The organism is Hymenobacter sp. (genome assembly GCF_031398885.1).
Lineage (GTDB): Bacteria > Bacteroidota > Bacteroidia > Cytophagales > Hymenobacteraceae > Hymenobacter.
The window spans coordinates 1-24,535 of the sequence record NZ_JANNOD010000106.1 but is presented as its reverse complement, the minus strand read 5'-3'; the positions used below and the strand labels follow the sequence as shown (position 1 = coordinate 24,535).

The window sequence follows — 24,535 nt, the reverse complement described above, 5'->3', positions numbered from 1 at the left end:
AAACAAGCGGTTGTCGCCCGCCGTGCGGCCCACGTCACCGGCTTTGCCCGCCAAGTGCGGGGCCAACAACGACCACGTCCGGTCACTAATTTCGTCTAAGGCGTTCACGAAAGCAAAGGTAATTGTCCGTACAGCCTAGGGCATGTCCTCAATGTCATCGGCTACTTCGTCGGCGGCAGCCAACTGCTCTTCCACTGCCGGCAGGTGCTTGGCCGCGAAGCCGCGGATGTCGCCGTCGTAGGCGTCGTCCTTCATCTTGTCGAACGCCTCTTCGTCCTGCTTCTGGGTGCGCACAATGAGGGCCACGGCCTGCTTGTCGAGCTGGGTGCCGGAGCGGGTGTTGACTTCGTGGTAGGCGGCCTGCTCGTCCTCGCCCAGGGCGGGGGGGATGGCGAGCTTTTTCGCACCGGCCAGGGTGCGCAGGGCGGCCAGCAGCTCCAGGCGCTCCTGCACCACGCGGGTCCCGTAGCTGCGCACGATGGGGGAGCTGGCCCGCGCCAGCATGAGCTTGCCCAACTCCACTTCCAGCAGGGCATTGCCGGTCACCTTCACCAAAAACTTGGCGTCGGCCTCCTGCTTGGCCGTCACGTCCTCGTCGCTGATTTTGCTTTGGTTCTGGGCGTTGGCCGCTTCCACGGCGTCGGTGCCCTCGCCGCCCGACGAGCAGCCCGTGAGCAGCGGCAACGCCACGGCCACTTGCCAAAACAACCGCCGCGAAGGCTTCGAAAGAAACTGCAAACTGCGCATGGTAAGCAAGTGAAGTGGTGAAAAGCGCCCGAAACCCGGGGCTACGGTATACGACGAGCCCCCGGCTGGGTTCTTCCGGGGCCCGCTGCGGGAGCCGTCCAAAGTTTTTTTGGAACCCGCTTTAAACTCCTGCGGGGCGTCTGCTTCCAACCGGCCACAAACGCAGTTCACCTCATTAATTAACCCCTTCATTTCACTTATCACCATGCGTACCACCACTTTCCGTTCCCTGGCTCTGGCCTGCCTCGCCAGCGGCCTGCTCCTCACCACCGGCTGCGAGCGCGACGCCGACCGGATTACCCCCGACGACGTCGTATCGGCCGAAGACCAGGGCAGCGGCGACGAAGAACTGGCCATGAACAGCGACCTGCTGAATGCCGCCGCCCCCGTCGACGAAACCCTGACCGGCAGCCCCGCCGTGGCCGGCGCCGCCGAGCTGGAGCGCCTGGTGGGCCGCTGCGCCACCCGCACCTACAACGCCGACCTGCGCACGCTGGTCATCGACTTCGGGCCCACCAACTGCCTGTGCCCGGACGGCCGCTTCCGCCGCGGCAAAATCATCATCGTCTTCACCGGCAACGACTTGCGCCGCCACTCCGGGGCCACCGTTACCCGCGAGGGCTACTTCGTGAACGATAACCAGCACACCGCCACCCGCATTTTTACCGACCTCGGCAACGGCTCCTTTAGCGTGAGCGTGCCCAGCGCCAGCATCATCCGGGCCAACAACGGCGGCACCCACTCCTGGACGGCGCAGCGCGTGTTCACCCGCACCGCCGGCTTCGGCACGCCCCAGATTTCGGACGACGAGTACAGCATCACCGGCTCGGCCAGCGGCACCAACCGCAAGGGCACGGAGTACACGGCCACCATCGGCCAGCCCCTCATCAAGCGGTTCACCGCGGGCTGCTTCCGCCACTTCGCGTCGGGCACCGTCAGCATCAGCAACGAAAAAGGCAACACCCTACTGCTGAACTACGACCCGGCCAGCACCGACAAGTGCGACAACATCGCCTCGGTCACCATCAACGGCAACCGCACCCGGACCATTACCCTGCGGTAAGTATCTGAATCACGGATTTCTGCGGATTTTTTCGGATTACCCGGATTTTGTGGACGCGAACTCGAAGGCAATGCAGAAAGAGAAAAGGCCATTCCATCGAATGGCCTTTTTTACGGTTGAAAAGACCGGCATCTGCGCCGTTCACAAAATCCGGGTAATCCGAAAAATCCGCAGGAATTCGTGATTCAGATGCCTTTGAAAACCGGCTTGCGCTTCTCGCCGAAGGCTTTCACGCCTTCAAAATAATCCTCCGACTCGCCGGCAATCTGCTGGCAGTGGGCCTCGTAGTCCAGCATCTCGTCCAGGGTGGCGGCGCCGGCCTTGTTGAGCATCTGCTTCAGCAGGCCGATGGATTTGGTGGGGGCGGCGGCGTAGCGGGCGGCCAGGGCGTACGTGGCCTCGTCGAGCTGCTCGGGGGCCACCACCTGGTTCACCAGGCCCAGCCGCAGGGCTTCTTCGGCCGGTACTTTGGTGCCCAGGCTGCACAGCTCGAAGGCCTTGAGCGTGCCCACCAGCCGCGGCAGAAACCACGACGAGCCCGAGTCCGGCACCAGCCCAATGTTGATGAACACCTCAATCAGCGAGGCGTCGGTGCTGGCCACCAACGCGTCGCAGGCCAGCGCCAACGAGCAGCCCGCGCCCGCCGCCACGCCGTTAATCCGGCCAATGATGGGTTTAGGCAAACCGCGCATGGCCCGGATGATGGGGTTGTAGCGCTTGTGCAGCGAGTCGTAAAAGGAGCGTTTTTCGGCCCCCTGCGCCGCCTTCAAATCCTGGCCTGAGCAGAAGGCCCGGCCCGCGCCCGTGAGCACCACGGCCCGCACGGCCGCGTCGCGCGCCACCTGCTTCAGGGCGTCTTGCAGCTCGTAGCTCAGCGGGTCGTTGAAGGCGTTGAACACCTCCGGGCGGTTCAGAGTGATGGTGGCCACGCCGTCGGGGCGCACGTCGTAGAGTAGGCTGGTGTAGTCCATATGGTGATATGCTGACTTTTAGATGTGCTGATGTGCTAGGAAAGTGAACCGGAGAACTTTGTGCAAATAACGGCCTTGTACGGTCGGAGGACCAGCACATCCAGAAATCAGCACATCAATAGCGCCTCCGCCACCAGCAAATCCTCCGGGGTGGTGATTTTCAGGTTGCGGTAGTCGCCTTCCACCAGTTGCACCCGGCACAAGTCGTCAACCACCGTGGCGTCGTCGGTGAACGTGGCCAGCTCGGGCATGGCGTAGGCCCGGCGCAGCAGGTCAATCTCAAACGTCTGGGGCGTCTGCATGAGGCGCAGGCGGCTGCGGTTCTGGGCCGCTGAGCCGTGCGGCGACACCAGCCGCACCGAGTCCTTGGGCACCACGGCGGCGGCGGCGGCGGCGTGGGTGGCGGCGGCGGCGTAGGTCCGCTCCACCACTAGGCGCGGCACCAGCGGCCGCACGCCGTCGTGCACCGCCACCAGGCCCTCGGGGTGGGCGCTCAGCGCCGCCAATCCGGCCTTTACCGAGGCCCAGCGCGTGGCGCCGCCCGGCACCAGCGTGTGCGGAATGGCCACCTGATGCTGCGCGCACAACTGCTGCCAGGTAACTAATTGGTCGGCGGGCAGCACCACGACAATGGCAGTTACGCCCAGCGCAGGCTCGGCGAAGCGGCGCAGGGTGTGCAGCAGCACGGGCTCGCCGCCCAGCAGCAGAAACTGCTTGGGCCGGTCGGCCCCCATGCGGGTGCCGCTGCCGCCGGCCACTAGAATGGCAAACCTGGGGGCTTTGGGGCTCGGGAGCTTGGGGGCTTGGTTGGAAGAGGGGTTCATCGCGGCGAAGTTCAGGCATGAAAAAGCGCCGGCGCTCCGTTGGGGCTGCCGGCGCTTGAGAACATGCTGCAAAACAAGAAACCGTCATGCAGAGCGCAGTGAAGCATCTCGCGTGCGGCAGTAACCCTTTTGTTCAACGAGGCGAGCGAGATGCTTCGTCTCTGCTTGATGCGCAGAACGCTCTGCACGACGTGCTGAGTTTTCGGTCAAGTCCCAAGACCCCGCGAAACCAAGTCCCCAAGACCCCAAGACCCTAAGACCCCGAGTCCCTCAAAGAATCAGCATGGCGTCGCCGTAGCTGAAGAACTTATATTTCTCCTTGATGGCTTCCTTGTACGCCTCCATCAGCAGGGGGTAGCCGGCGAAGGCCGCCGCCAGCATGATGAGCGTGCTTTCCGGCATGTGGAAGTTGGTGAGCAGGCAGTTGGCAATCTTGAAGTCGTGGGGCGGGAAGATGAACCGGTCAATCCAGCCCTGGGTGGGCTTCATGCGGGCGTTGGCCGACACCGACGCCTCCATGGCGCGAATGGTGGTGGTGCCCACGGCGCACACGCGCTTCTTGTGGTCGAGCGCCTTGTTCACGACGTCGCAGGCCGGGGCCGTCACGATGAAGTTCTCCGAATCCATCTTGTGCTTGGTCAGGTCCTCCACGTCCACGGTGCGGAAGGTGCCCAGGCCCACGTGCAGCGTCACGAACGCGGGCTCCACGCCCTTGATTTCCATGCGCTTCATCACCTCGCGGGTGAAGTGCAGGCCCGCCGACGGGGCCGCCACGGCGCCAATGTGCTCGGCGTAGATGGTCTGGTAGCGCTCCTTGTCGGCCGGCTCGGTTTCGCGGTTGATGACTTCCTTGGGCAGCGGGGTTTCGCCCAGTTCGTACAGCGCCTTGCGGAACTCGTCGTCGGTGCCGTCGAACAGAAACTTGATGGTGCGGCCGCGCGAGGTGGTGTTGTCAATCACCTCGGCCACCATGTCGGACTCGCCAAAGTAGAGCTTGTTGCCGACCCGGATTTTGCGGGCCGGGTCCACCAGCACATCCCACAGGCGCAGCTCCTTGTTGAGCTCGCGCAGCAGGAACACCTCAATCTTGGCGCCGGTCTTTTCCTTGTTGCCGTAGAGGCGGGCCGGGAAAACCTTGGTGTCGTTGAGGACCATCACGTCGCCCTCGACGAAATAATCGAGGATATCTTTGAAGCCGCGGTGCTCAATCTGGCCGGTGGCGCGGTGCACCACCATCAGGCGGCTTTCGTCGCGGTTGCGGGCCGGATGCAGCGCGACCAGTTCCTCGGGGAGTTCAAATTTGAACTCGTGCAATTTCATCGCCATAGGGCAGTAATTTGGGGAAGATACGGAAATTTGGGGATGCAAAAGTAAGGCTTTTTTCGGCAGCATCCAGTTTTTCGGGGCTGCCGTCGGCCGGTCCGACCTTTAGGCCTCAGCAACTTCCCGGCTGATTCCCGTCTTTTGACCCCGGCTCCCGACTCATACGTACTCCCCCTTGTTTATGCTGACCCTCCGCCTCACCATCGAAAGTTTCCGCTTCGCCTGGGACGCCCTCAAGTCCAATTTGTTGCGCACCATTCTCTCGCTGCTGGGCGTCACGGTGGGCATTTTTTCCATCATCGCCGTCTTCACCATCGTCGACTCGCTGGAGGCCAACATCCGCAGCAGCCTCGATTTTGTGGGCGACAAAGTCATTTACGTTTCGAAATGGCCCTTTGCCTTTGATGCCGATTTTCCGTGGTGGAAGTATTTCCGGCGGCCCGTGCCCACCCCGCGCGAATACCAGCAGCTGCGCCGGCAGCTCGGCCCCAACAACAAGGGCATTGCCATCTTCGCCGCCAACAACGGCAACACGCTGAAAGCGGGCTCCAACTCGGTGGCCGACTGCGTGCTCCAGGGCGTGAGCTACGACTTTCGGGTGGTGAGCAACGTGCCCGTTAAAGCCGGCCGCTACTTCACCAGCCAGGAAGTGGACGCCGCCCGGCCGGTGGCCGTCATCGGGGCCACCATCGCCGAAAACCTGTTTCCGAACGGCAACGCCCTGGGCCAGCAGTTCAAAGCCCGCGGCCTGACGCTGACCGTCATCGGCGTGATGGAAAAAGAGGGCAAGAAGCTCATCACCATTTCCAGCAACGACGCCAACTGCATCATTCCGTTCGGCGCATTTACCAAGATATTTGCGCTGAGCGTCAACGGCTTCAGCGGCGGCCCCAGCGCCACCATTGCTGTGAAGGGCCGCGACGAGGACCCCGGCCTGCTCGACCTGGAGTACGAAATGCGCGGCGTGATGCGCAACATCCGCGGCCTCAAGCCCCGCGAGGAAGACAACTTTGCCCTGAACCGGCCCGAGATGGTGGCCTCGGCCGTGGGCAAGCTGTTCGGGGTCATCGGCATCGTGGGGGGCGTCATTGGGTCGTTTGCCATCCTGGTGGGCGGCTTCGGCATTGCCAACATCATGTTCGTCTCGGTGCGGGAGCGCACGAACATCATCGGCATCCAGAAATCACTGGGGGCCAAGAATTTCTTCATCCTGTTCCAGTTCTTGTTCGAAGCCATTTGCCTGTGCCTCATCGGCGGCGGGGCGGGCATCGTGCTGGTGTGGCTCGTGACGCTGGTGCCGCAGGACTCGCTGCCGCTCACCATGTCGGTGGGGCGCGTGGTGCTGGGCCTGCTGGTGTCCGTGGGCATCGGCGTGATTGCCGGCATCGTGCCGGCCGTGCTGGCCGCCAATTTGGACCCCGTCATCGCCATACGGGCCAAGTAGAATTCCGCAGAAGTGCTCACGTAGGCGGAGTTAAGAATTAAGAGTTAAAAGTTGAGAGTTAAGAGTTAAAATTCTGACCGGATGAATTTTAACTCTTAACTCTCAACTTTTAACTCTTTTCAAAACTGATTCAGTAAGAAAGGCGCGTCGTTTTTGCGCGCGGTGATTTTATTCAGCAACTCTCCACCCCAAAGCCGGAGCAACTCCATGACCCTTGACGCTTTGTTGAAGTACGAATTTTTGAGCAACACTTTGGGCCAATACCTGGTAGCGGCTCTTATTCTACTGATTGGCGCCGTTTTCCGGCGCCTCTTTTCGCGGCTGCTCAGCAAGCTGCTCTTTGCCCTGACCAAGCGCTACACGGGCGGCGTGAGCGAAGAAGAACTAAGCGCCCTGCTCATTCAGCCGCTCTCGACGCTCTTGCTGGTGGTGACGCTGCAACTGGCCGGCGCCACGCTCACCTACCCGCACGGGCCCACGGCCGTGGCCGCCGGCGGGCAGTTGCCCTGGCACGAAGTGCTGCTGCTGCGCCTGCTGGCGCTGGCCTTCATCGTGGCGGCGGTGCGGGTGGCCCTGTGCCTCATCGACTTTGGGCTGCTGGTAACCTCCCGCCGGGCGGCCCTGCGCGAACAGGGCAGCCCTTCCCGCCTTAGCAATCAGTTCCTGCCCTTCGCCAAAGACCTGCTGAAGGTGTTTTTCATCATCATCGCGGGCTTGGTGGCGCTGGGCCACGTGTTCAACGTGAACGTGACGGCCCTGGTGGGCGGCCTGGGCATTGGCGGGCTGGCCGTGGCCTTTGCGGCCAAGGAAAGCCTGGAAAACCTCATTGCTTCCTTCACCATTTTCCTCGACCAGCCCTTCGGCGTGGGCGACCTCGTCACGGCCGGCCCGGTGACGGGCACGGTTGAGAAAATTGGCTTCCGCAGCACCCGCCTGCGCACGGCCGAGAAAAGCTACCTCACCGTGCCTAACAAAAGCATGATTGACAAGCCCCTCGACAACCTCTCGCTGCGCACCTCGCGCCGGGTGGGCTTCACCCTCACCTTCGACCAGGCCACCACCAGCGCCCAGCTCCACGCCATCATCGCCGGCTCGCTCGCGGCCTTGCAGGACCATCCGCTCGTCAGCCAGGCCGCGCAGATGAAGTTCAGCGCCCTGACCCCCGCCGGCAAGGAGGTGACCGTGGAATACTTCGTGGACACCACCAGCTACGACGAGTACCTCAACGTGAAGGAGGACCTCAACTACCGGCTGGTGGAGGTGGTAGAGCGCGAGGGCGGCCTGTTTGCCGGGGCGCCCGCCCCCGTCGCCGTCGCCGCCCCAAAAGTCTGAGCCGCGAATCCGCGGTTCGGGCAATTACCGCCCGCCAAACAGCCCGCCGAGCAGGCCGCCCATGCCGCCGCTGAGCAGGCCGCCCAAGCCCGCGCCGCCCGCACTGGCCGGCTGCGAGTTGGGCCGCCCGCCCAGCCCGCCTAGGATGGACATCATCGAGCCCAGCCCGCCGCTGCCGATGCCCGCGCCCTGCTGCGGCACGTTCGCGGCCGGGTTGCCGCCGCCTAGCAGGCCGCCCAACATGCCGCCGCCCAGCAGCCCGCCGAGCAGGCCGCCCATGCCGCTGTTGGCCGCGCCGCCGAGCAGGCCGCCGAGGCTGCCGCCGCCCATGCCGCCGCTCTGGTCCCGGCCCCCGACCACCCGGGAAATGACCATGGGCGCTACCACGCCGAGCAAGCCGGCCATCAGGGCGCTTTTGGGGATGCCCACGCTGGACAGCTTGTCGCCAATGCCGCCGAAGAAGCTTTCCTTGGCGGGGTCCTGCGGGTCGTGGGCCACGGTCGCGGCCTGGTCCACCACCGTTTCCAGGGCCTGCTTCTGCTCGGGGTTGATGCCGAGGTACTGCGACATCTTGCCAATCATGGCCTCCTCGTCGTTGGCGTAGGCGCCATCGGCCCGCGCGAAGCTGATGAGGTCGGTGACGAGCGAGAAGCGCAAGTCGCTGCCCTTGAGTGCGTCGAGGTGCTGCTGGATGCTCTGGTTGTTGGCATCCCGGGCCGCCGCCACCACCTGCTGGGTGGCATCGCTCGGGAGGCCCGCCTGCTGGGCCAGCTCCTGCAAAAACTGGAGCTCCGCGTCCGAGGCTTGGCGGTCGGCAGTGGCCAGGCTGGCAATGGCGCTCAAATAAGCCGTTTTTTCTGCTTCGGAATAGTTTTGGAGAAGTTGGGTTTCCATGAGGAAGAAGCGTTAAGCGTTGGTTGGGGAAATGGTTGAAAAGGTAAACGGGGGCGGCGCCAATACGTTGCTTGTCCTCGGGCCGCACTTTGGCTCGCAGGGGAGCCCTTGGGTGAATAAAACGGATTTTTGAAAACGAGGTTATTGCGGTATCTACTGGCGTTGAAACCAAAGAGTTTGGTCGGCAAAACGGAAATATGTTTGGCTTTTTCGAAAAGACCTCCCATCTTTGCACTCCCAAAAAGGAAATGCCCGGGGGATTAGCTCAGCTGGTTCAGAGCATCTGCCTTACAAGCAGAGGGTCACTGGTTCGAACCCAGTATCCCCCACCCTTATTTCGTTGGCCTTTGGGAGGTTAGCTCAGTTGGTTTAGAGCACCTGCTTCACACGCAGGGGGTCGCTGGTTCGAATCCAGTATCTCCCACTCTAAAAAGCCGCCCCGCCGCTCGGCAGGGCGGCTTTTTTACGTCCGGCGGCTGCCGCGGTGCCCATTGCTTGGCATACCTTGCGGCCGCGGGTCCGTCACCGAAAAGCCGTTTACCTTGGGGCCATGTCCGACTTTCGCCTTCGCGTGTTCCAGGCCGTGGCCCAGCACCTGAGCTTCACCAAGGCCGCGCAGGAGCTTTTCATCACGCAGCCGGCCGTCACCAAGCACGTGCGCGAACTGGAGCGCCAGTACGGGCAGCGGCTGCTGGAGCGGCGCGGCAACCGCGTGGCCCTCACCGAGGCGGGCCGCCTGCTGCTGGCCCACGCCGAGGCCGTGGCGCACGCCCACCAGCAACTGGAAGACCAACTGCACGCCCTGCGCGACCCCGGGGAAGCCGCCGGCCGCCTGCGCCTGGGCGCCAGCACCACCCTGGCCCAGTACGTGCTGCCGGGGCTGCTGCCCGCGTTCCAGGCCCGCCACCCCCGGGTGCAGCTCACGTTGCTCAACGCCAATTCCGAGCGCATCGCCGAGGCCCTGCTGCGCGGCGAGCTGGACCTGGGCTTCGTGGAGGGCCGCTCCAAGAGCCGCGACCTGCACTACGAGCTGCTGCTGACCGACGAGCTGGTGGCCGTGCGCGGCGCCACGGCCGCCGGCCCGCCCCCGCAGCCCCTGCCGCTGGCCGAAGCGCTGGCCCGGCCGCTGGTGCTGCGCGAGCGGGGCTCCGGCACGCTGGAGGTGCTGGAGTTTGCCCTGCACGCGCTCAAAATCAAGCTCAAAAGCCTACCGGTGGCGTTTTACTTTGACAACACCGAGGCCATCAAGTCCTATCTGGAGGCTGCGCCCGAAGCCCTGGGGTTTGTTTCGCGCCGGGCCCTGGCGCGGGAGCTGGCCGGGGGGCTGCTGGAAATTGTGCCGGTGGCCGGGCTGCGCCTGCCCCGGCAGTTCGAAGCCGTGTGGGTGCAGGGGCAGCCGCTGGGGCGGCTGGCGCAGCGGTTTCTGAGCTTTGCCCAAGGCCACGTGACGCAATTTGCATAACCTGAGGTAATGGCAGATTACCTTTTTGGATAACCCCACGGGCAGCTGCTGCCGTACTTTTGCGGGGGCCTAAGCCTTCGTCCCATGTCATTGCCAGTTTTGCGCCGCCGCCGTTCCGTCGCCGCGTCCGGCGCGGCCGTGCCGGCCCCCAGCGCCAAAGCGGCAGCTGCGCCGGCGGCGCCCGGCGGCACGGCCGAGCCCGGGCCGGCCAGCGGGTTTTTCCGCCACTTCCACGCGCCGCACATGGTGCTGAGGGAAGCCGTTACGCTGCGGCAAGCAGTTTTTTTTCTGGGCCTGGGTTTTTGCCTCACGCCCTGGGCCTCGCCGCCCGTGGCATTGGCGCTCGGGCTGGCGCTGGCCCAAACAGTGGGCAACCCTTTTGTGGCGCGCACCCGGGCCCTCACCGCGAAACTGCTGCAAGTTTCGGTCATCGGACTGGGCTTTGGGATGAATGCCCACGCCGCCGTGCAGGCCGGCCGGGAGGGCTTTTGGTTCACGGTGGTTTCCATTGCCGGCACGCTTGGCCTGGGGTTTCTGGTGGGGCGCTGGCTGGGGCTGGGGCGGCGCGTGGTGCACCTGATTTCCTGCGGCACCGCCATTTGCGGGGGCAGCGCCATTGCGGCGGTGGGCCCGGTGCTGCGGGCCAACGACGAGGAAATGTCGGTGGCGCTGGGCACGGTATTCGTGCTGAATGCGCTGGCCCTGTTCGCCTTTCCGCCCATTGGCCACGCGCTGGCCCTGACCCAGCAGCAGTTTGGCCTCTGGTGCGCCATTGCCATCCACGACACCTCGTCGGTGGTGGGCGCCGCCGCGGCCTACGGCCCCCAGGCCCTGGAAGTGGCCACCACCGTGAAGCTGGCCCGCGCCCTGTGGATTATCCCGGTGGCTCTCGGCACGGCCGTGCTTTTCAGGCAGCAGGGCGTGAAAGTGAAAATTCCCTACTTCATCCTGGGGTTCGTCGCGGCCATGCTCATCAACACGTTCGTACCCTGGGCCCGGCCCGTGGGGCCGGTGCTGGTGGGCCTGGCCAAAGTCGGCCTCACGGTGACGCTGTTTTTCATCGGCGCGGGCTTGTCGGCCAGGGTGCTGGGCTCGGTGGGGGTGCGGCCCTACGTGCTGGGCGTGACGCTGTGGGCGGTGATTTCAACGGTTTCGCTCTACGTGATTATGCACGCGGGGTAGTTGTATGAGTGTGGGCAGCCTTACGGTGCGCTGCTGCGGTAATGCAGGCAGAACCAAGTGCGGCGGGGGCGGGTGTTGGCCGGCCCGGCGCCTGGCCGGCCGCCGGGGCGGTTGGGAAAACGGTTGGCGCCGGGCGGCCCGGGGCGACGGGCAGGCTGTTTCTTTGTGACCCGGCCGGACCATCTTCGGCGTTCCCTCGTTGAAGGGCCGGACCCGTGCTTTCTTTCTATGCCGCTTCTCGAAGTTGTTGATGCCCGCCTGGCGCGGATGTTTCTGGACCTGCCCGCGCGCTTGCACCGGGGCCAACCGGCCTACATCGGCCCGCTGGCGGAAGAGGTTGAGGCCGTGTTCGACCCGGCCAAAAACCCTAATTTTGCCCATGGCGAGGCCATTCGCTGGGTCCTGACCGATGCGGCCGGGGCGGCCATTGGCCGGGTGGCGGCTTTCCTGAACCGTGCGGCCCCGGCCGCAACCGATGCCGACCTGCCCACCGGCGGGCTGGGGTTCTTCGAGTGCATCGACGACCAGGCCGCCGCCGCCGCGCTGTTCGACGCGGGCCGGGCCTGGCTGGCGGCGCGGGGGATGCAGGCCATGGACGGCCCCATCAACTTCGGCGAGCGCGACCGGTTCTGGGGCCTGCTGGTCGACGGCTTCGAGCGGGAGCCCACCTACGGCATGTTCTGGCACCCGCCCTACTACCAGCGGCTGTTTGAGCAGTACGGGTTTCAGCTGTATTTCAAGCAGTACACCTGTGCCCGGCGGGTGGCCGAGCCCCTGCACCCCAGCTTTGACAAGCGGGCCGCCGCCTTTGCCGCCGAGCAACCGGCCTACCGCTTCGCCCACGTGCAGAAGCGCGACCCCGCGCGCATGGCCCAGGACTTTCACCACGTGTACAACCTGGCCTGGGCCAACCACCCGGGCGTGCCGCCCATGCCGCTGGACAAGGCGCGCCAGTTGGTGCGGCAGATGCGGCCGGTGCTGGACGAGCAGTTGCTGTGGTTTGCCTACCACGAGGACGAACCGGTGGCCTTCTTTTTGAGCCTGCCCGAGTTGAACCAGATTATCAAGCACATTGGCCCGCGGCTCGACTTGGTGGGCAAGCTGCGGTTCGGGTGGGAGCGGTGGCGCTACCAGCGCCGCCAGCCGAAAAAGATGTTTGGCGTGATTTACGGCGTGGTGCCCGCCCACCAAGGCAAGGGCGTGGACAGCGTGCTGATAGTGCACGCCCGGCAAGCCATGGAAGACGCGGGCTACACCGACTGCGAAATGAATTGGATTGGCGACTTCAACCCCCGGATGCTGGCCACCACCCGCTCGGTTGGCGCAAAAATCTGCAAAACGCACGTCACTTACCGCAAGCTGTTCGACGAAACCCGGCCGTTTGAGCGGTCCCCAATCATTCGCTGATACGAAGGCTTCCGCGCAGGTGCCGGCCGCCCAAGCTGCGGACCCGGCAACAAACCCTCATGGCGGGGTGGTGGGGGAGGGGCCCGGCCGCGGGAAGAATGGCGGGAAAAATTGTTGGTGCAGCAACCAAGCTCCCGCTACTTATGACCGTCCTCTACTGGCTGCGCAACGACCTGCGCCTGCACGACAACGCCGCGCTGGCCGCGCTGCCGCCCGCCACCACAGCCCTGCTGCCGGTGTACTGCTTCGACCCCGTGGCCCTCGGCCCTGACGCTTACCTGGGCCGGCCCCGCACCGGCCCGCACCGCCTGCCCTTCCTGCTCGAAACGCTAGCCGACTTGCAGCGGCGCTACGCCGCGCTGGGCTCGGGCATCCACTTTGCCATCGGGCGGCCCGAGGAAGTACTGCCCGCCCTGGTGCAGCAGTTGAACCTGGGCGAAGTATGGACCAGCGCCGAGCACACCACCGAGGAAGAGGAAGCCGAAGAAGCCGTGGAAGCAGCGTTGGGCCCGCAAGTGCCCCTGCGCCGCTTCGAGAGCCTGACGCTGCTCCACCCCGACGACCTGCCCATTCCCATTGCCAATCTGCCGCTGTCGTTCAGCAAGTTTCGGTTCGACGTGGCCAGCCGCACCCCTGTGCGGCCCCCGCTGCCGGCGCCGCGCCGGTTGCCCGCCCGGCCGGCCGGCCTGGAGCTGGCGCCGCTGCCCACCGCCGCCGCGCTGGCCGCCGCTTTGGGGCAACCGGCCCTGGCCGCCCTGCCGCGCGACCGCCGCTCGGCCTTGCCCGCGCTGGGCGGGGGCGAAACGGCCGCCCTGGCCCGCCTGCACGACTACGCCGTGGAACGCCACCTCATCGGCCGCTACGACGACACCCGCAACCAGATGCTGGGCGAGGCGTTCAGCACCAAGTTTTCGCCCTGGCTGGCCAATGGCAGCTTGTCGGCCCGCCAGGTGTGGGCGGCTATTGATGAGTATGACGCCACCCACGGCGCCCGCAGCAAGGGCGCCATGCAGTTGCGGCTGGAGCTGCTCTGGCGCGACTACTTCCGGCTGCTGGCCCACCGCACCGGCGCGGACTTCTTCCGCTGGCGCGGGCTGCGCGACCAGTTGCCCAAGCCCACGAAACCCGACCCGGCCGCGTTCGACGCCTGGACGGCCGGCTGCACCGGCAACGCCTTCGTGGACGCCAACATGCGCGAGCTGGCGGCCACGGGCTTCATGAGCAACCGCGGCCGTCAGAACGCCGCGAGCTACCTCATCCACGACCTGCACCAGGACTGGCGCCGGGGCGCGGCCTGGTTCGAGCACCAGCTCATCGACCACGACGCGGCTTCAAATTGGGGCAACTGGAAGTACATCGCCGGCACCGGCACCGACGTGCGCGACACGGCGTTCGACATTCCGCAGCAGGCCAAGCGCTACGACCCGCAGGGCCGCTACGTGCGCACGTGGGGGGCGTAGCGCGGCTCGAAACAAGTTCAGCGACGGGTCTGCGGCGCGGCCGGCGCAACCACTCCCGGCCACCAACCCTGCCCGGTGGCCCGGCCTCGGCAACCGCGGGCCCGCCGGCACCCCAGCGCCCACCTACCGGCTGCGGGCCGTTAGAAATTCTGACCGATGCCGAAGTAGAACAGCCGGTCTTCTTTGGACAAGCCGTAATCCGCGTAGAGGATGGTGGATAGGTTCCAGGCAATGCGCGCCCCGGCCCCGTACGAAAACCGGACGTCGCGGAAGCCCAGGTCCTGCCACCGGTCGCGCACCGTGCCGGCATCCGCAAACGGGGCCACGCCCAGCCCGAAGCGCTGCTTGCCCAGCTTGACATCGGCCAGCCGGATGCGCAGCTCGGCGTTGGCAAACGCCAGCGAGCGGGCCAGGAAACGGTTGGCCCGGTAGCCGCGCAACGACTGCCGGCCGCCCAGGGCGTTGATGCTGCCATCGGGGCTCCACTGGTCCTGGAATTCAAAGAACGGGGCTTCTCTGCCAAAAATGTTGCCCACGCCGACCCGCCCGGCCAGCACCGTGCGCTTGCCGACGGGCAGCTTTCGGTAGGCCCGGCCCTGGAAAAACAGCTTATTGAAACTGAACTGCGACCCAATGACCGGGCCGGAAAACTCGTTGGCCGCTTCGAAGTAAACCCCGCGGGTGGGGTCGGGCTCGAAGTCCCGCGTATCGTGAATCAGCGCCGCCTGGACGATGGACACCCAACCACCGTCTAGGCCGAATATGAGCCCCTGCTGCGCATCGCGCCGGAGCAACGCCGTGCCGTTGGGGGCCGTGGTTTCCTGGCCGTTGGGGGGAAGGGTGGCCTCGGCTTCCGTGCCCTGGAACGTGACATACGACAGGTGCTGAATCTCGTAGCCGCCCATGACGCGCCATTTGCCTTTGCCCAGGGCGTAGTCGGCCTTGAGGTTCAGCATCACCTCGGTTTCGCGGAACCGGTTGGACAGGGCATCGGTGACCTCCGCGGCTTCGCCGGGCTGCCCGGGCCGCAGGGCCTTGCGGGCCGCGTCGTAGTCGGCGTAAGTGGCGAAGGTGACGTCCGGGTTCGAGGGCAGGCGCAGGCGGCCGAGCGTGGCCTCGGACGAGCCGAAGTACAGGTTGGCTGGGTTTTGCTGCGCCTTGAAGTCGAGGCGGTAGCGCCAGCGCGTGCCCTTGTAGTAGGGCACGTCCAGGGAAAGCGTCAACTCGCGGGCGTTGCTGGTGTAGTACGCCGCGTTGGCGCGCAGGCGCGTGAGGTAGGGCGTGTAGGCAAACAGCGGATTGTCGCGGGTGCCGTTCCAAATAATGTTGGTTTTCACCCCAAACCCCACCTCCGTGACCGGGTCGGCAGACAGGTCCGGCAACCCGGTCACGAACAGTCCTTCCCGTTTTTTGGCCAAGTCATCGTCCGACATGCGCTTGGAGCGGATAAAGGAGAGGCTGTCCACTTCCACTTGTTGGGCAAAGGCCCCGGAGGCCAACAGGCCGAATGAGGCCGTTAGCCAGGTACGCAACATTCTTTTTTCCATTTATTTTCTGAGGGGTGATAGTAGGGGCCACAGGAAGCGGGCCGCTAACCGGGCAATCAATTCATTGTTCGCGATAGGCCGTCATCGTCGCGGAGTGCCGGTTGCTGAGCCCGCCGGCTGGCGAACGGTCGGCTTTGGGTGTGCGCACCACGTCCAGCCCGTTGCCGTCGGGCAGGGTCAGGTCCAGCAGCACGCAGTCGTAGCGGTAGAGCTTGATTTTCTCGTGGGCCGGCTCGTAGCTGGCCGCCGCTTCCACCACGTAGCCGTCCTGGCGCAGGTAGTCCACCAGCGAGGTGCGCAGGGCCGGCTCGTCTTCTGCAATCAGCAGCTTCACAGGGGTGCAAGGGTTAGAACGGCCGAAAGGTAGCCGGCAATTCTGAAGACTTTCTGACGGCTGCGGCAACAAGCAAACCACCCGAAAAGTCAGGTACTACCACGCTGCTTGGGGTCCAATCAGAATTAAGTAGTCAGCCAAAAGTAACCGTGCCTTTTGCCCGGTCCCGGCAACCTCACGAGACCCCTCCGGGGCGGGCCCCTCTCCCGCGGAGAGGGGAGCCAGATAAGTCCTTTGCCAACTCCCCTCTCCTTGGGAGAGGGGCCGGGGGTGAGGTGAACCAGGCGCGCCGTTTGTACGGTTACTTTTGGCCGACTACTTATTACGCTTTCCCGCCAGTCAGCGCCCTCAAGTACGCCAGGTAGCAGTAAATGGTCGTCTGGCTCCTCTCTCCTTGGGAGACGCCCGCCCCGCAGGGGTCACGTGAGGTTGCGCCGGCCGCGCCGCATACCCAAGCCTGAGAACCGCTCCAACCAACCATGTGACTTTTCCAACTGTCGTCCGCTTTCCTTGGGCTTCGCGCGTCAAGCAAATCGGGGAGTGATGCTGGCCCACTGGCAACCTCAAAACGGGTAGCCGATGGCCAGATTGAAGCGGCCGGCGCGGTCGGGGTTGCCGTCGGCGTCGAGCGGAGTGCCGTAGGGCGCTGTGAGGGGGAAGGCGAAGTCGAAGCGGATAACGAAGAACTGCACGTCGACGCGCAGGCCCACGCCGGCGCCCACGGCCAACTGTTGCAGAAACGTGCTGGAGCTGAACTTGCTGCCGGGGCGGTCGGGGTCCTCGTTCACGAGCCAGATGTTGCCGGCGTCGACGAACACGGCGCCCTTGAGGTAGGGCACCAGGTCCTGGCGGTACTCGACGTTGCCTTCGAGGCGGATGTCGCCCACCTGGTCGTAGAACTGGTTAAGGTCTTGCTGTTTGGTTTGCGGGCGGTAGGTGCCGGGGCCCAGGCCGCGGGCGGCGAAGGCGCGCACGCTGTTGGGCCCGCCGATGCCGTACTGCTTGGGGTAGGGCAGCACGCTCGAATTGCCGTAGGGCAGGCCGATACCGGCTTGCAGGCGGCCCACGAGGCGGTTGCCCTTGGCGGGGTCCTGGCTGATGCGGAAGTACTCGCGCAGCTCCAGGTCGAACTTGAGGTATTGGCTGAATTCCTGGCCGGCGATGGTGTAGCGGCCGTTGTCGTTCCGGGCGCGTCCGAGGCTGCTGACAATGCCCTGGGCCACGTTGCCGCTGGCCTCAACCTGGCCGCTGAAGTAAATCTGCTGGCGACGCTGCTCCAGCACCTGCTGGTTGTAGGTGTAGCGGTAGGAGCTGGCCAGGATGAACTGCTGCTCGAAGGCGCTGCGCAGAAAGGGCCGCTCCGCCAGGATGGTATCGAACGCGGCAGTGGGAGTGAAGCGCACGTAGGTGATGTCGATGGGCCGGATTTCCTGCTCGTTGGTAATCTTGGTTTTGAAGGTGTAGCCGTAGTTCAGGTTGAAAAAGTTCTGGGCGAAGTAGTCGGCGCGGGTCACGGCCCGGACGCCGGCCCCGAGGGTGGTGCGCGGCTGGAAGTCGGAGTTGGGCAAGCGCACGTTGAGCAGCGGCAGGTTGGGCACCACCAGGCGCGGAATGAACAACTGCGCGTTCAGGCCCAGCTCGTAGCTAGTCAGGCCCAGCGCGCCCGTATTGCCGCTGGTCTGGGTTTCAGTCGAGGCCACGGCGGTGAGCTGCAGCTGCTCGCCGCCGCGCAGGGCCGAGCGGTTGCGGAACGTCACGTTGAGGCCCGGCCCAGTAAAGCCGTTGCTCTTCGACACCAGCTGGAGGTCGGCCCGCAGGCTTTTGCGCTTGAGCTGGCTCATCAGCACGTCGGCGTCGAGCCGGGCGCGGCCGGCCGAGTCGCCCGCCGCGGCCGGCGCCAGGCGGATTTCCACGAACTTGAACGTGTTCAGGCTCATCAGGCGGCTGATGGTCTGGTCGCGCCGTCGCCGCCGGTACAGGCTGTCCGGGTACAGGAACGTGGAATTAGTAATGGCCTTGGCCTTGAACACCTCCTCGTCGGGGAAGTACTGAAACTTGTCGTAGAGGATGGGTTGGCGCCGGGTAGTATCGGTCAGCACGTAGCTCGTGTTCAGCTTCACCTGGTCGAGCCAGTAGGGGCGGGTGGCCTTGGCGGGGGCGGTGGCCTTCACGCGCAGGTACACGTTCACCTTGTGGTTCAGCGTGCTGTCGACCTGAAACAGCAGGTACTCGGGCGAAAAGTAGAAGTAGCCCTGGTTTTTCAGCACGTTGTCGATGCGGACCCGCTCGGCCGTGAACGTGTTCAGGTTATAGGCGTCGCCCGCCTTGAGCAGCGTGCCGGGCCGGGTGGCCCGGACGGCGATGTCGACCAGCGTGTCGCGGTCCGGGAACTGAATTTCCTGCAGGGTGTAGACCCGGCCCGTGGTAGCCGTGTAGTCCACCTGGGCGGTTTTGTCGGCGGTTTTCACCTCGTGGCTCACCGTACCCTGGAAGAAGCCATTGTTGTAGAGCCGGTTGGTGATGAGGCCCGTGGTGGCGCTGATTTTTACGTCCTTCAGCAACACCGGCGCTTCGCCGAACTTATCGGCCAGAAACTTCTTCAGGCCCTTCTTTTTGCCCAGGCCCAGGTGCCAGAAGTACAGCTTGGGCCGCAGCCCGAGAATGGCGGCGTTGGGCTTGGGCCGAATCACCGATTCCAGCTCGCTCTGCAGGGCCGACTCGTTCGCTATCTTCTCAGGCGTCTTGATAACGACCTTGCTGCCGGTGTAAAGTCGCTGACCCTCGGGAATGTACTTCAGGCCCGAGCAAGCCGAAATTAGAATGAAGAATGAGGAATGAAGAATGAGAAATTGCCACTTGGGCAACCCCTGCTTTCTCGTTCGTGACGGCTGACTTCTCATATTGAATTCTCCATTCCTCATGCTTCTTCAGTAAGATTAGGGCTTGGCACTACTCTAACAGAACGTCATGCCGAGCGCGGCGCAGCATCTCGTTCGCTTCGTTGAACAATTGCGTTGCCGCCGCACGCGAGATGCTGCGCTCGGCATGATGTTTATTCTTCATTAATCGCCGCTTATTTAAGCGCCGCGTTACTTCGTCTCCGTGGTATCCGCCAGCGCCGTAGGTGGGGCCTGGACAGAATCTTTGGCGGCCTCCTTATCAGCTTTTTCCTGCTTGCGGTTCACTTTGCGCTCGGCTTTCACGTCGGCCGGCACCTTCGCGAACAGTTCTTGCAGGTTCTGGTAGTCGCGCTGAAACACCAACGCCCCCCCCGTGCGGATGATGGCCCCGTCGATGTCCTCGTAACCATTCTGGCGGAACGCGCGCAGCCGTAGGCGACCGTCGCGCAGCACGGTGTACTCCAGGCTCACGTCGCCGGCCAGGTTGCTGGGGCTGTTCTGGCCCTGGGTGCTCTGGGTACCGGTGTTGCCGCTCAGGGCAATGTCGGTGCCCACGCGCACAGTGAGGCGGTTGTTGAGCAGCTGGCGGCGCACGGCCACGTTCAGGTCGGTGCGGCTGCCCTGCGAGCCGTCGGCGGCGTAAGCGGCCTGGTTGGTCACGCCCAGGTCGAGGCCCAGGCCAGAGAGGTACTTGCCGGTGAGGTTGGTGAGCTGGTCGGTGAGCACGGCGCTGGCGCTGCCCCGCAGCTGCGAGGCCACCAGGCCCTCGCCGCTGCTGGTCTGGAAGGGATTTTGCGCCACGAACCGGCCCAGTATCAGCAGCGAAAACACCTGCTTGCTCAGCTCGGAGGTTTGGTTGGGCTGGCGCAGCTGGGCCAGCTTGGCCTCCACCTGTTCGCTGGTGGCGCTGGTGCGCTGGTTTTCGGGCTGGCGGATGTCGAAGCCGATGGTGGGCTTGCTCAATTCGTCGCTCACTTTCAACAGCACGTTAAACGGTAGCCGGTTGCGCGCCAGCGAGGCGCTGGCGGGGTCGTCGGTGCCCTGGCCGGCCAGCAGCTCGGCCGGCGCCGTTTGCAGCTTGTACACGGCCGTGATGTCGAGCGCGGCGTTGAGCGGGTCGCCGCTCCAGGTAATGGACGAGCCCTTGCGGATGACAAATTCCCGCGTGGCCAGGTTGTAGAGCGAGAGCCGGTACAGGCCGCGCGTCACGTCGAGCCGCCCGCTGAGCGAGATGGTGCCGTCCGGCGCGATGGCGGTGTTGAGCGTGCCGGCCGCCCGCACGCGCAGGTTGTCGCCGCTGGCCGGGTCGATGACGATGGTGAACGGCGTGCGGTCGGTAATCGTGATGACCGCTGTGATGTCGTAGCCTTTGGCCGCCGTTTTGAGCGTGTCCGTGGCCAGCTTGCGGGCCAGCATGGTGTCGAGCGGGGCGCTCTTGTCGATGAACTCGATGATGCCCTCCCGCTCCACGGCGGTGGGCGTGGCGCTCGGCGACTCCACCGTCAGATTCGAGCCCTGGGCCACGGTCACCCGGGTGTCAATTTTAATGAGTTCCAGCGGTCCAGTCAGGCGGGTGTCCGAATCCAGCACCAGCCGGCCGTAGAACAGCTCGTTGTTTTCGCGGGTGCTGCGCACGGCCAGGAACTTGTCGGTCGTGGCCCGCAGGTCAAAAGAGAAGTCCGTGAAGTTCTTGGTCAGCAAATACCCATTCGCCACGGCCCGGTTCGAGGCTGAATCCAGCACTGTGAAGTCGCGAAAGGCAATGCCGCGGTCGTCGAAAGCCAGCGCCTGATTGGGCAGGCGATAGGGCGAGCCCAGCTGCGGCACCACAAAGCCGGCGTCGTCGGAAGTAGTGAGCGTGCCGCGCACCTGCGGCGCGGCCGTGGCGCCCCGCACCGTGAGCCGCCCGCGGATGTAGCCGCTGGCGCTGCGCACCTGGCCGGCCGAGAAGGGCTCGATGAGCTTGAGGTTGAGCCGGGTGGCATCCACGGTGAGGTCGAGCGGGGTAGCGCTGGTGGCGAGGTAAGTGCCGCGTATCTGCACGTCGTTGCCAGCGCCGCCCACCGAGCCGGGCGCGCCGCCGGTCAGCCGGGCGTCCACGTCGTAGCGGCCGGCGACGGGGTTGGTGGCCTTGAAGGCAATGTCGCCGATGAGGGCTTTTTGAAACACCAGGTTGTTCACCGTCGCGTCGGCGGTGAAAGCCTGGCGCTTGGTGCCCAGATTGTCGATGCGGGCCGTGCCGTTGAGCGTGCCGGCCACCAGCGAATCCTGCTGCTGCACGATGCGCGCCAGCTCGCCCAGCTCGAAGCTGGTGAATGTGACGTTGAGCGGCGAGGTCTGCACCCGGGGGTTTTGGCTTTGCAGGGCGAGGCTGCTGCGGCCGTTGGTCAGGTTCAAGCCGTCGGCCACCACGGTGCCGTTGGGGTAGTAGCGCACAAAGTTGTTGGCCCCGGCCGTCCAGTCCTCGTAGTTGATGACCTGCTGCGGCGCGGCCGAAAACTGGTACACCACGCTGCTGTTGCGGCCGCCGCTCAGGGCCAGCTCCTGCAAGGTGCCCGCTACGGCCAGCCGTTCCCGGTTAGCCGAGTCGCCCAAGATGGCCACGCGGGTGAAAACCTTGTTATCGGCCACGTTGCCGACGATGCTGGGGCGGCGCAGCTTCAGGGTGGTATCCTGCGCGGCCTGGGCCAAGCGCAGGCCGTAATCGAGCTTGCTGGCATCGGAGCCCACGTCCAGGCGCAGGGAGTCAAGCCGGTAGTTGTTGTAAATCAAGACCGGAATGCTGGTGTTGGCCGTGAGGCGGGCGTCCTGCCGGCTGTAGTCGCCGGCCAGGGTGAAGGGCGAAATCTGCTTGAGGCCGGGCACCAGCTTGGTGGCCAGCTTCACGTCTTTGAGGCGCAGCGCGTAGGCAAAGCGCCGGTCGGCCGAGCTGGCTACGTAGCGCACGTCCGGCAGGTCGAAATACCGGTCGACGTGCTGCTGGATTTCGGTGGCCAAATCGCCCAGCCGCACGTTGCCGTCCAGCTTGGCGGCCACGATGCTGGAGTTGAAGTCCACCGCCGTGCGGGTGGCCGTCTGGGTAATTTTGCCTTGCAGCGTGTCGAAGGCAAACGGCTGATTGTCGCGCACCACCACCACGTTGGTGCCGTTGAAGGTGCCGTTGAGCGTGTTCAGGTCCGCGCCCGAAATGTTGGCCTGCAGGTTGCCCTGCACGCGCAAATCACCGCCGGTGTAGAAGCCCAGCGCCGTGAGGTTGGCCCCGCGCAGGTCGAGCGACGACACCTCGTAGCGGGGGTTGCGGGCGTCGCGCAGGTTCACCACGGCCCGCAGGTCGAGGTTCAGGTTGGGGTCGGCCTTACTGCTGGCGTTGATGACGTAGCGGTTGCGGTCCAAGTCGACGGTGGTGGCCAAGCCGCGGTAGGTGTAGCCGTTGTAGCGGGCGCTTTGCACGGTGGCCTGCACCCGGCCCACCAGCGTGGCCGGGTCCTTGAGGTCGCCGGTGGCGTTCACGCGGCCCGACGCCGTGACGCGGCCCAGCTGCGGGTTCTTGAGCAGGCGGCCGAAATCAAACCCGCCCACGGCAAACGTGCCCAGCAGCGGCTGCCGCCCGTTGGCCTGCGCCGCCCCCAGGTTGCCGCTGAATGCGAGGTCGCCGTAGGTGGAGCGCAGCTTCAGGTTGGTGTTGAAGGCCAGCGTGGTGGGCCGGCCGCGAAAGGTGCCGCTCAAAGCCAGCGTGGGCGGAATGCTGATGTTGCTCGGGATGCTGCCTTTGGGCGCCAGGCTCAGAATGTCGGCCCGGGAGGTGCTGAACTGCTGGATGTCGAGGTCGACGTAGAGCCGTGCGTCCACGTTGGGCAGGCCCTGAATGCGGCCGCGCCGGGCGCGCAGCACCGTGTTGCGCAGGCCCACAAACTCCAGGTTGCGCACTGTAAAGTCGCCCACCCGGCCCGCAATCTGCCCGTTCAGCAGCACGCTCTGGTTGGGGCCGGTGTTGAACGGCGGCGTGCCCGCCAGGTCCGGCGCCAGGTACAGGATGTCGCGGAAGCCCAGGCGCACGTCGCGCAGGTCGCCTTCCAGCTTCAGATTCGGCAGGTTTTTGGTGTCGCTCAGGGCCGCCAGGCTTTCAAACCCAATGGCCAGCGTGCGCCGGATGCGGGTGTGCGGCGTCACCAAATCCAGACTATCGAGCCGAATCTGCACCGAGTCGTACACCACATCAGCCCGCCACTTGTCGATGCGAAAGCCGCTTTGCTCGCGGCCCGCCAGGTTGTCGACTTTGCCGGTGGTGCGGTTTTCGGAGTAGCGCAAATCGCGCGTGTTCAGCACCAGGTCGGTAAAATCCAGGTGGTTATAGTCCAGGGCCGACACCCGGGTGCGCTGCTTGGGCTGGTTGAAGTTGTCAAACTTAACGGCCAGTCCACTGATGTCGGACTCGCCCAGCGTCACGCGCCAGCTCAGCGACTGCCCAGTGGCTGCTTGCACCCGGTCGGTGGCGTCGTCGAGCTGGCGCACGGCTGCGGCGGGGTTCACCACGCGCTGCGCCACGGGCACGGCCTCGTTCTGGGCGTAGGCGAAGCGCGTGTTCTTGAGGGTGAGCTTGGTGAGGTCGACCCGCTGGTTGCGCAGGTCGATGTTGCGGGCCGTGATATCGGCCAGCCCGATGCTGGTGCCAATGAACTGCGCCGCCGGGTCGTTCTTGTAAGTAAACGACACGCGGTCAAGCGTGGCCCGGTTCAGGCCAAACTGCAGCGTGAGCGGCTCGGTAGGAGCGGGGTTATCCACCTCCGGGGCGGTTTTGGTTTGCGCGATGCTGATGGACGTGCGGCGCAGGGCGGCGTTATCCACTTTATAAATGGACTGGGCTACATCCACCTCGTCCATGTTGGCCGTGAACTCGCCGATGCGGGCCCGAATGTCGGAGCCGCTCACCTCATCGAGCTGGGTGAAGTAGATGTTGGTGAGGCGGGCCTTGCCGATGTCGTATTTCAGGGTCGACGCCGCGGTATCCACAGGCGCAGTAGGGTCGGTGAAGGCGGCGATGATGAAGTCGTAGTTATTCACCGAGTCGGGCTCGGTGCGGGTCAGGCGCACGCGGCCGTCGTTCAGCTCCACGTTCGACACGTTGATTTGCGACTTGAGCAGCGCGAAAACGTCAAGGTCCACGCCCAGGTGGCCCACCGATACCAACGTATCCTGCTGCTGGTCCTCCAGGTACACGCCGTCGAGGTTGATGGCGTGGCGGAAGTCGGTGCGAAACTTGGCTATCCGCACCTCGGTCTTCAGCTTGCCGCGCAGGTACCCTTCGGCCCGGCGGGCCACAAAGTCCTGGCCGGCGGGAAATTGCAGCACCACCACCACCACGATGACGAGGAGCAAAACCAGGGCTAAAAGCCCCAGCAGACCGTAGAGCGCGCGACGCAGAAATATGGACAAGGCGGGAATCAGTAAGCGAAAAACAGAGCAATGTGCGGTTCCCAAACGCAGAATGAGGGGTTTGGGTTGGCGGAGGGGACGCTTACGCTTACGCTTAATGAAGAATGAGGAATGAGGAATGAGGAATGCGCAGACGGAACGTCATGTCGAGCTTGCCGAGACATCTCGCGTGCAGCAGTAATCAAAACCGGCGCACGATTGGATTGCCTCCC

16 protein-coding genes and 2 tRNA genes are annotated in these 24,535 nt (G+C 64.8%); 9 read left to right on the top strand and 9 right to left on the bottom strand.

The features are described from left to right. Positions 1–135: 135 nt before the first annotated feature. Entirely contained in the window at positions 136–747 is a 612-nt protein-coding gene (locus RMO51_RS19575) for a DUF4142 domain-containing protein (protein ID WP_310397642.1), read from the bottom strand. Between the two features lie 205 nt (positions 748–952). Between RMO51_RS19575 and RMO51_RS19570 the strand changes: the two genes are divergently transcribed. After that, on the top strand, positions 953–1,810 hold the full coding sequence (locus tag RMO51_RS19570; protein ID WP_310397641.1) for a hypothetical protein: 858 nt from the start codon (positions 953–955) through the stop codon (positions 1,808–1,810). Between the two features lie 185 nt (positions 1,811–1,995). On the opposite strand, the gene RMO51_RS19565 is transcribed toward RMO51_RS19570, so the two are convergent. The 3 genes from RMO51_RS19565 to queA form a co-directional block, all read right to left on the bottom strand. Then, positions 1,996–2,781, bottom strand: coding sequence for an enoyl-CoA hydratase-related protein (locus RMO51_RS19565; RefSeq protein ID WP_310397639.1), 786 nt, complete (start codon positions 2,779–2,781; stop codon positions 1,996–1,998). Positions 2,782–2,888: 107 nt separating this feature from the next. Beyond that, complete coding sequence (locus RMO51_RS19560) at positions 2,889–3,605, bottom strand: 2-C-methyl-D-erythritol 4-phosphate cytidylyltransferase (protein ID WP_310397636.1); 717 nt, start codon at positions 3,603–3,605, stop codon at positions 2,889–2,891. Positions 3,606–3,875: 270 nt separating this feature from the next. Further along, positions 3,876–4,925: a tRNA preQ1(34) S-adenosylmethionine ribosyltransferase-isomerase QueA gene (queA, locus tag RMO51_RS19555; protein ID WP_310397644.1), complete on the bottom strand. Its 1,050-nt coding sequence runs from the start codon at positions 4,923–4,925 to the stop codon at positions 3,876–3,878. A gap of 184 nt (positions 4,926–5,109) precedes the next feature. Here queA and RMO51_RS19550 point away from each other — a divergent pair, with 184 nt between their 5' ends. Both RMO51_RS19550 and RMO51_RS19545 read left to right on the top strand, forming a co-directional pair. Next, positions 5,110–6,372: an ABC transporter permease gene (locus tag RMO51_RS19550; protein ID WP_310397634.1), complete on the top strand. Its 1,263-nt coding sequence runs from the start codon at positions 5,110–5,112 to the stop codon at positions 6,370–6,372. Positions 6,373–6,579: 207 nt separating this feature from the next. Next, the gene (locus RMO51_RS19545; protein ID WP_310397633.1) at positions 6,580–7,704 is read left to right on the top strand and encodes a mechanosensitive ion channel family protein; all 1,125 of its coding nucleotides are present in this window, start codon (positions 6,580–6,582) and stop codon (positions 7,702–7,704) included. A gap of 24 nt (positions 7,705–7,728) precedes the next feature. On the opposite strand, the gene RMO51_RS19540 is transcribed toward RMO51_RS19545, so the two are convergent. Then, on the bottom strand, positions 7,729–8,598 hold the full coding sequence (locus RMO51_RS19540) for a TerB family tellurite resistance protein (RefSeq protein WP_310397632.1): 870 nt from the start codon (positions 8,596–8,598) through the stop codon (positions 7,729–7,731). A 254-nt stretch (positions 8,599–8,852) separates the two neighbouring features. Between RMO51_RS19540 and RMO51_RS19535 the strand changes: the two genes are divergently transcribed. From RMO51_RS19535 to RMO51_RS19510, 6 genes are all read left to right on the top strand, one after another. Continuing rightward, positions 8,853–8,927 (top strand) — tRNA-Val (locus tag RMO51_RS19535). A 20-nt stretch (positions 8,928–8,947) separates the two neighbouring features. Next, positions 8,948–9,022, top strand: a tRNA-Val gene (locus RMO51_RS19530). Between the two features lie 126 nt (positions 9,023–9,148). Beyond that, complete coding sequence (locus RMO51_RS19525) at positions 9,149–10,060, top strand: LysR substrate-binding domain-containing protein (protein WP_310397630.1); 912 nt, start codon at positions 9,149–9,151, stop codon at positions 10,058–10,060. Positions 10,061–10,144: 84 nt separating this feature from the next. After that, positions 10,145–11,242, top strand: a complete 1,098-nt coding sequence (locus tag RMO51_RS19520) for a putative sulfate exporter family transporter (RefSeq protein WP_310397628.1) — start codon at positions 10,145–10,147, stop codon at positions 11,240–11,242. Positions 11,243–11,470: 228 nt separating this feature from the next. Next, a complete protein-coding gene (locus RMO51_RS19515; protein WP_310397626.1) occupies positions 11,471–12,649 on the top strand; it encodes a hypothetical protein in 1,179 nt (392 codons plus the stop codon). 143 nt (positions 12,650–12,792) lie between these two features. After that, the gene (locus RMO51_RS19510) at positions 12,793–14,109 is read left to right on the top strand and encodes a DASH family cryptochrome (RefSeq protein ID WP_310397625.1); all 1,317 of its coding nucleotides are present in this window, start codon (positions 12,793–12,795) and stop codon (positions 14,107–14,109) included. Positions 14,110–14,249: 140 nt separating this feature from the next. Here RMO51_RS19510 and omp85 read toward each other — a convergent pair whose 3' ends face one another. From omp85 to RMO51_RS19490, 4 genes are all read right to left on the bottom strand, one after another. Then, complete coding sequence (omp85, locus tag RMO51_RS19505; RefSeq protein ID WP_310397623.1) at positions 14,250–15,644, bottom strand: Omp85 family outer membrane protein; 1,395 nt, start codon at positions 15,642–15,644, stop codon at positions 14,250–14,252. Positions 15,645–15,717: 73 nt separating this feature from the next. Beyond that, the gene (locus tag RMO51_RS19500) at positions 15,718–15,990 is read right to left on the bottom strand and encodes a response regulator (RefSeq protein WP_310397621.1); all 273 of its coding nucleotides are present in this window, start codon (positions 15,988–15,990) and stop codon (positions 15,718–15,720) included. Positions 15,991–16,553: 563 nt separating this feature from the next. Further along, on the bottom strand, positions 16,554–18,854 hold the full coding sequence (locus RMO51_RS19495) for a BamA/TamA family outer membrane protein (protein ID WP_310397619.1): 2,301 nt from the start codon (positions 18,852–18,854) through the stop codon (positions 16,554–16,556). Between the two features lie 225 nt (positions 18,855–19,079). Then, entirely contained in the window at positions 19,080–24,323 is a 5,244-nt protein-coding gene (locus RMO51_RS19490; protein WP_310397617.1) for a translocation/assembly module TamB domain-containing protein, read from the bottom strand. Between the last annotated feature and the right edge of the window lie 212 nt (positions 24,324–24,535).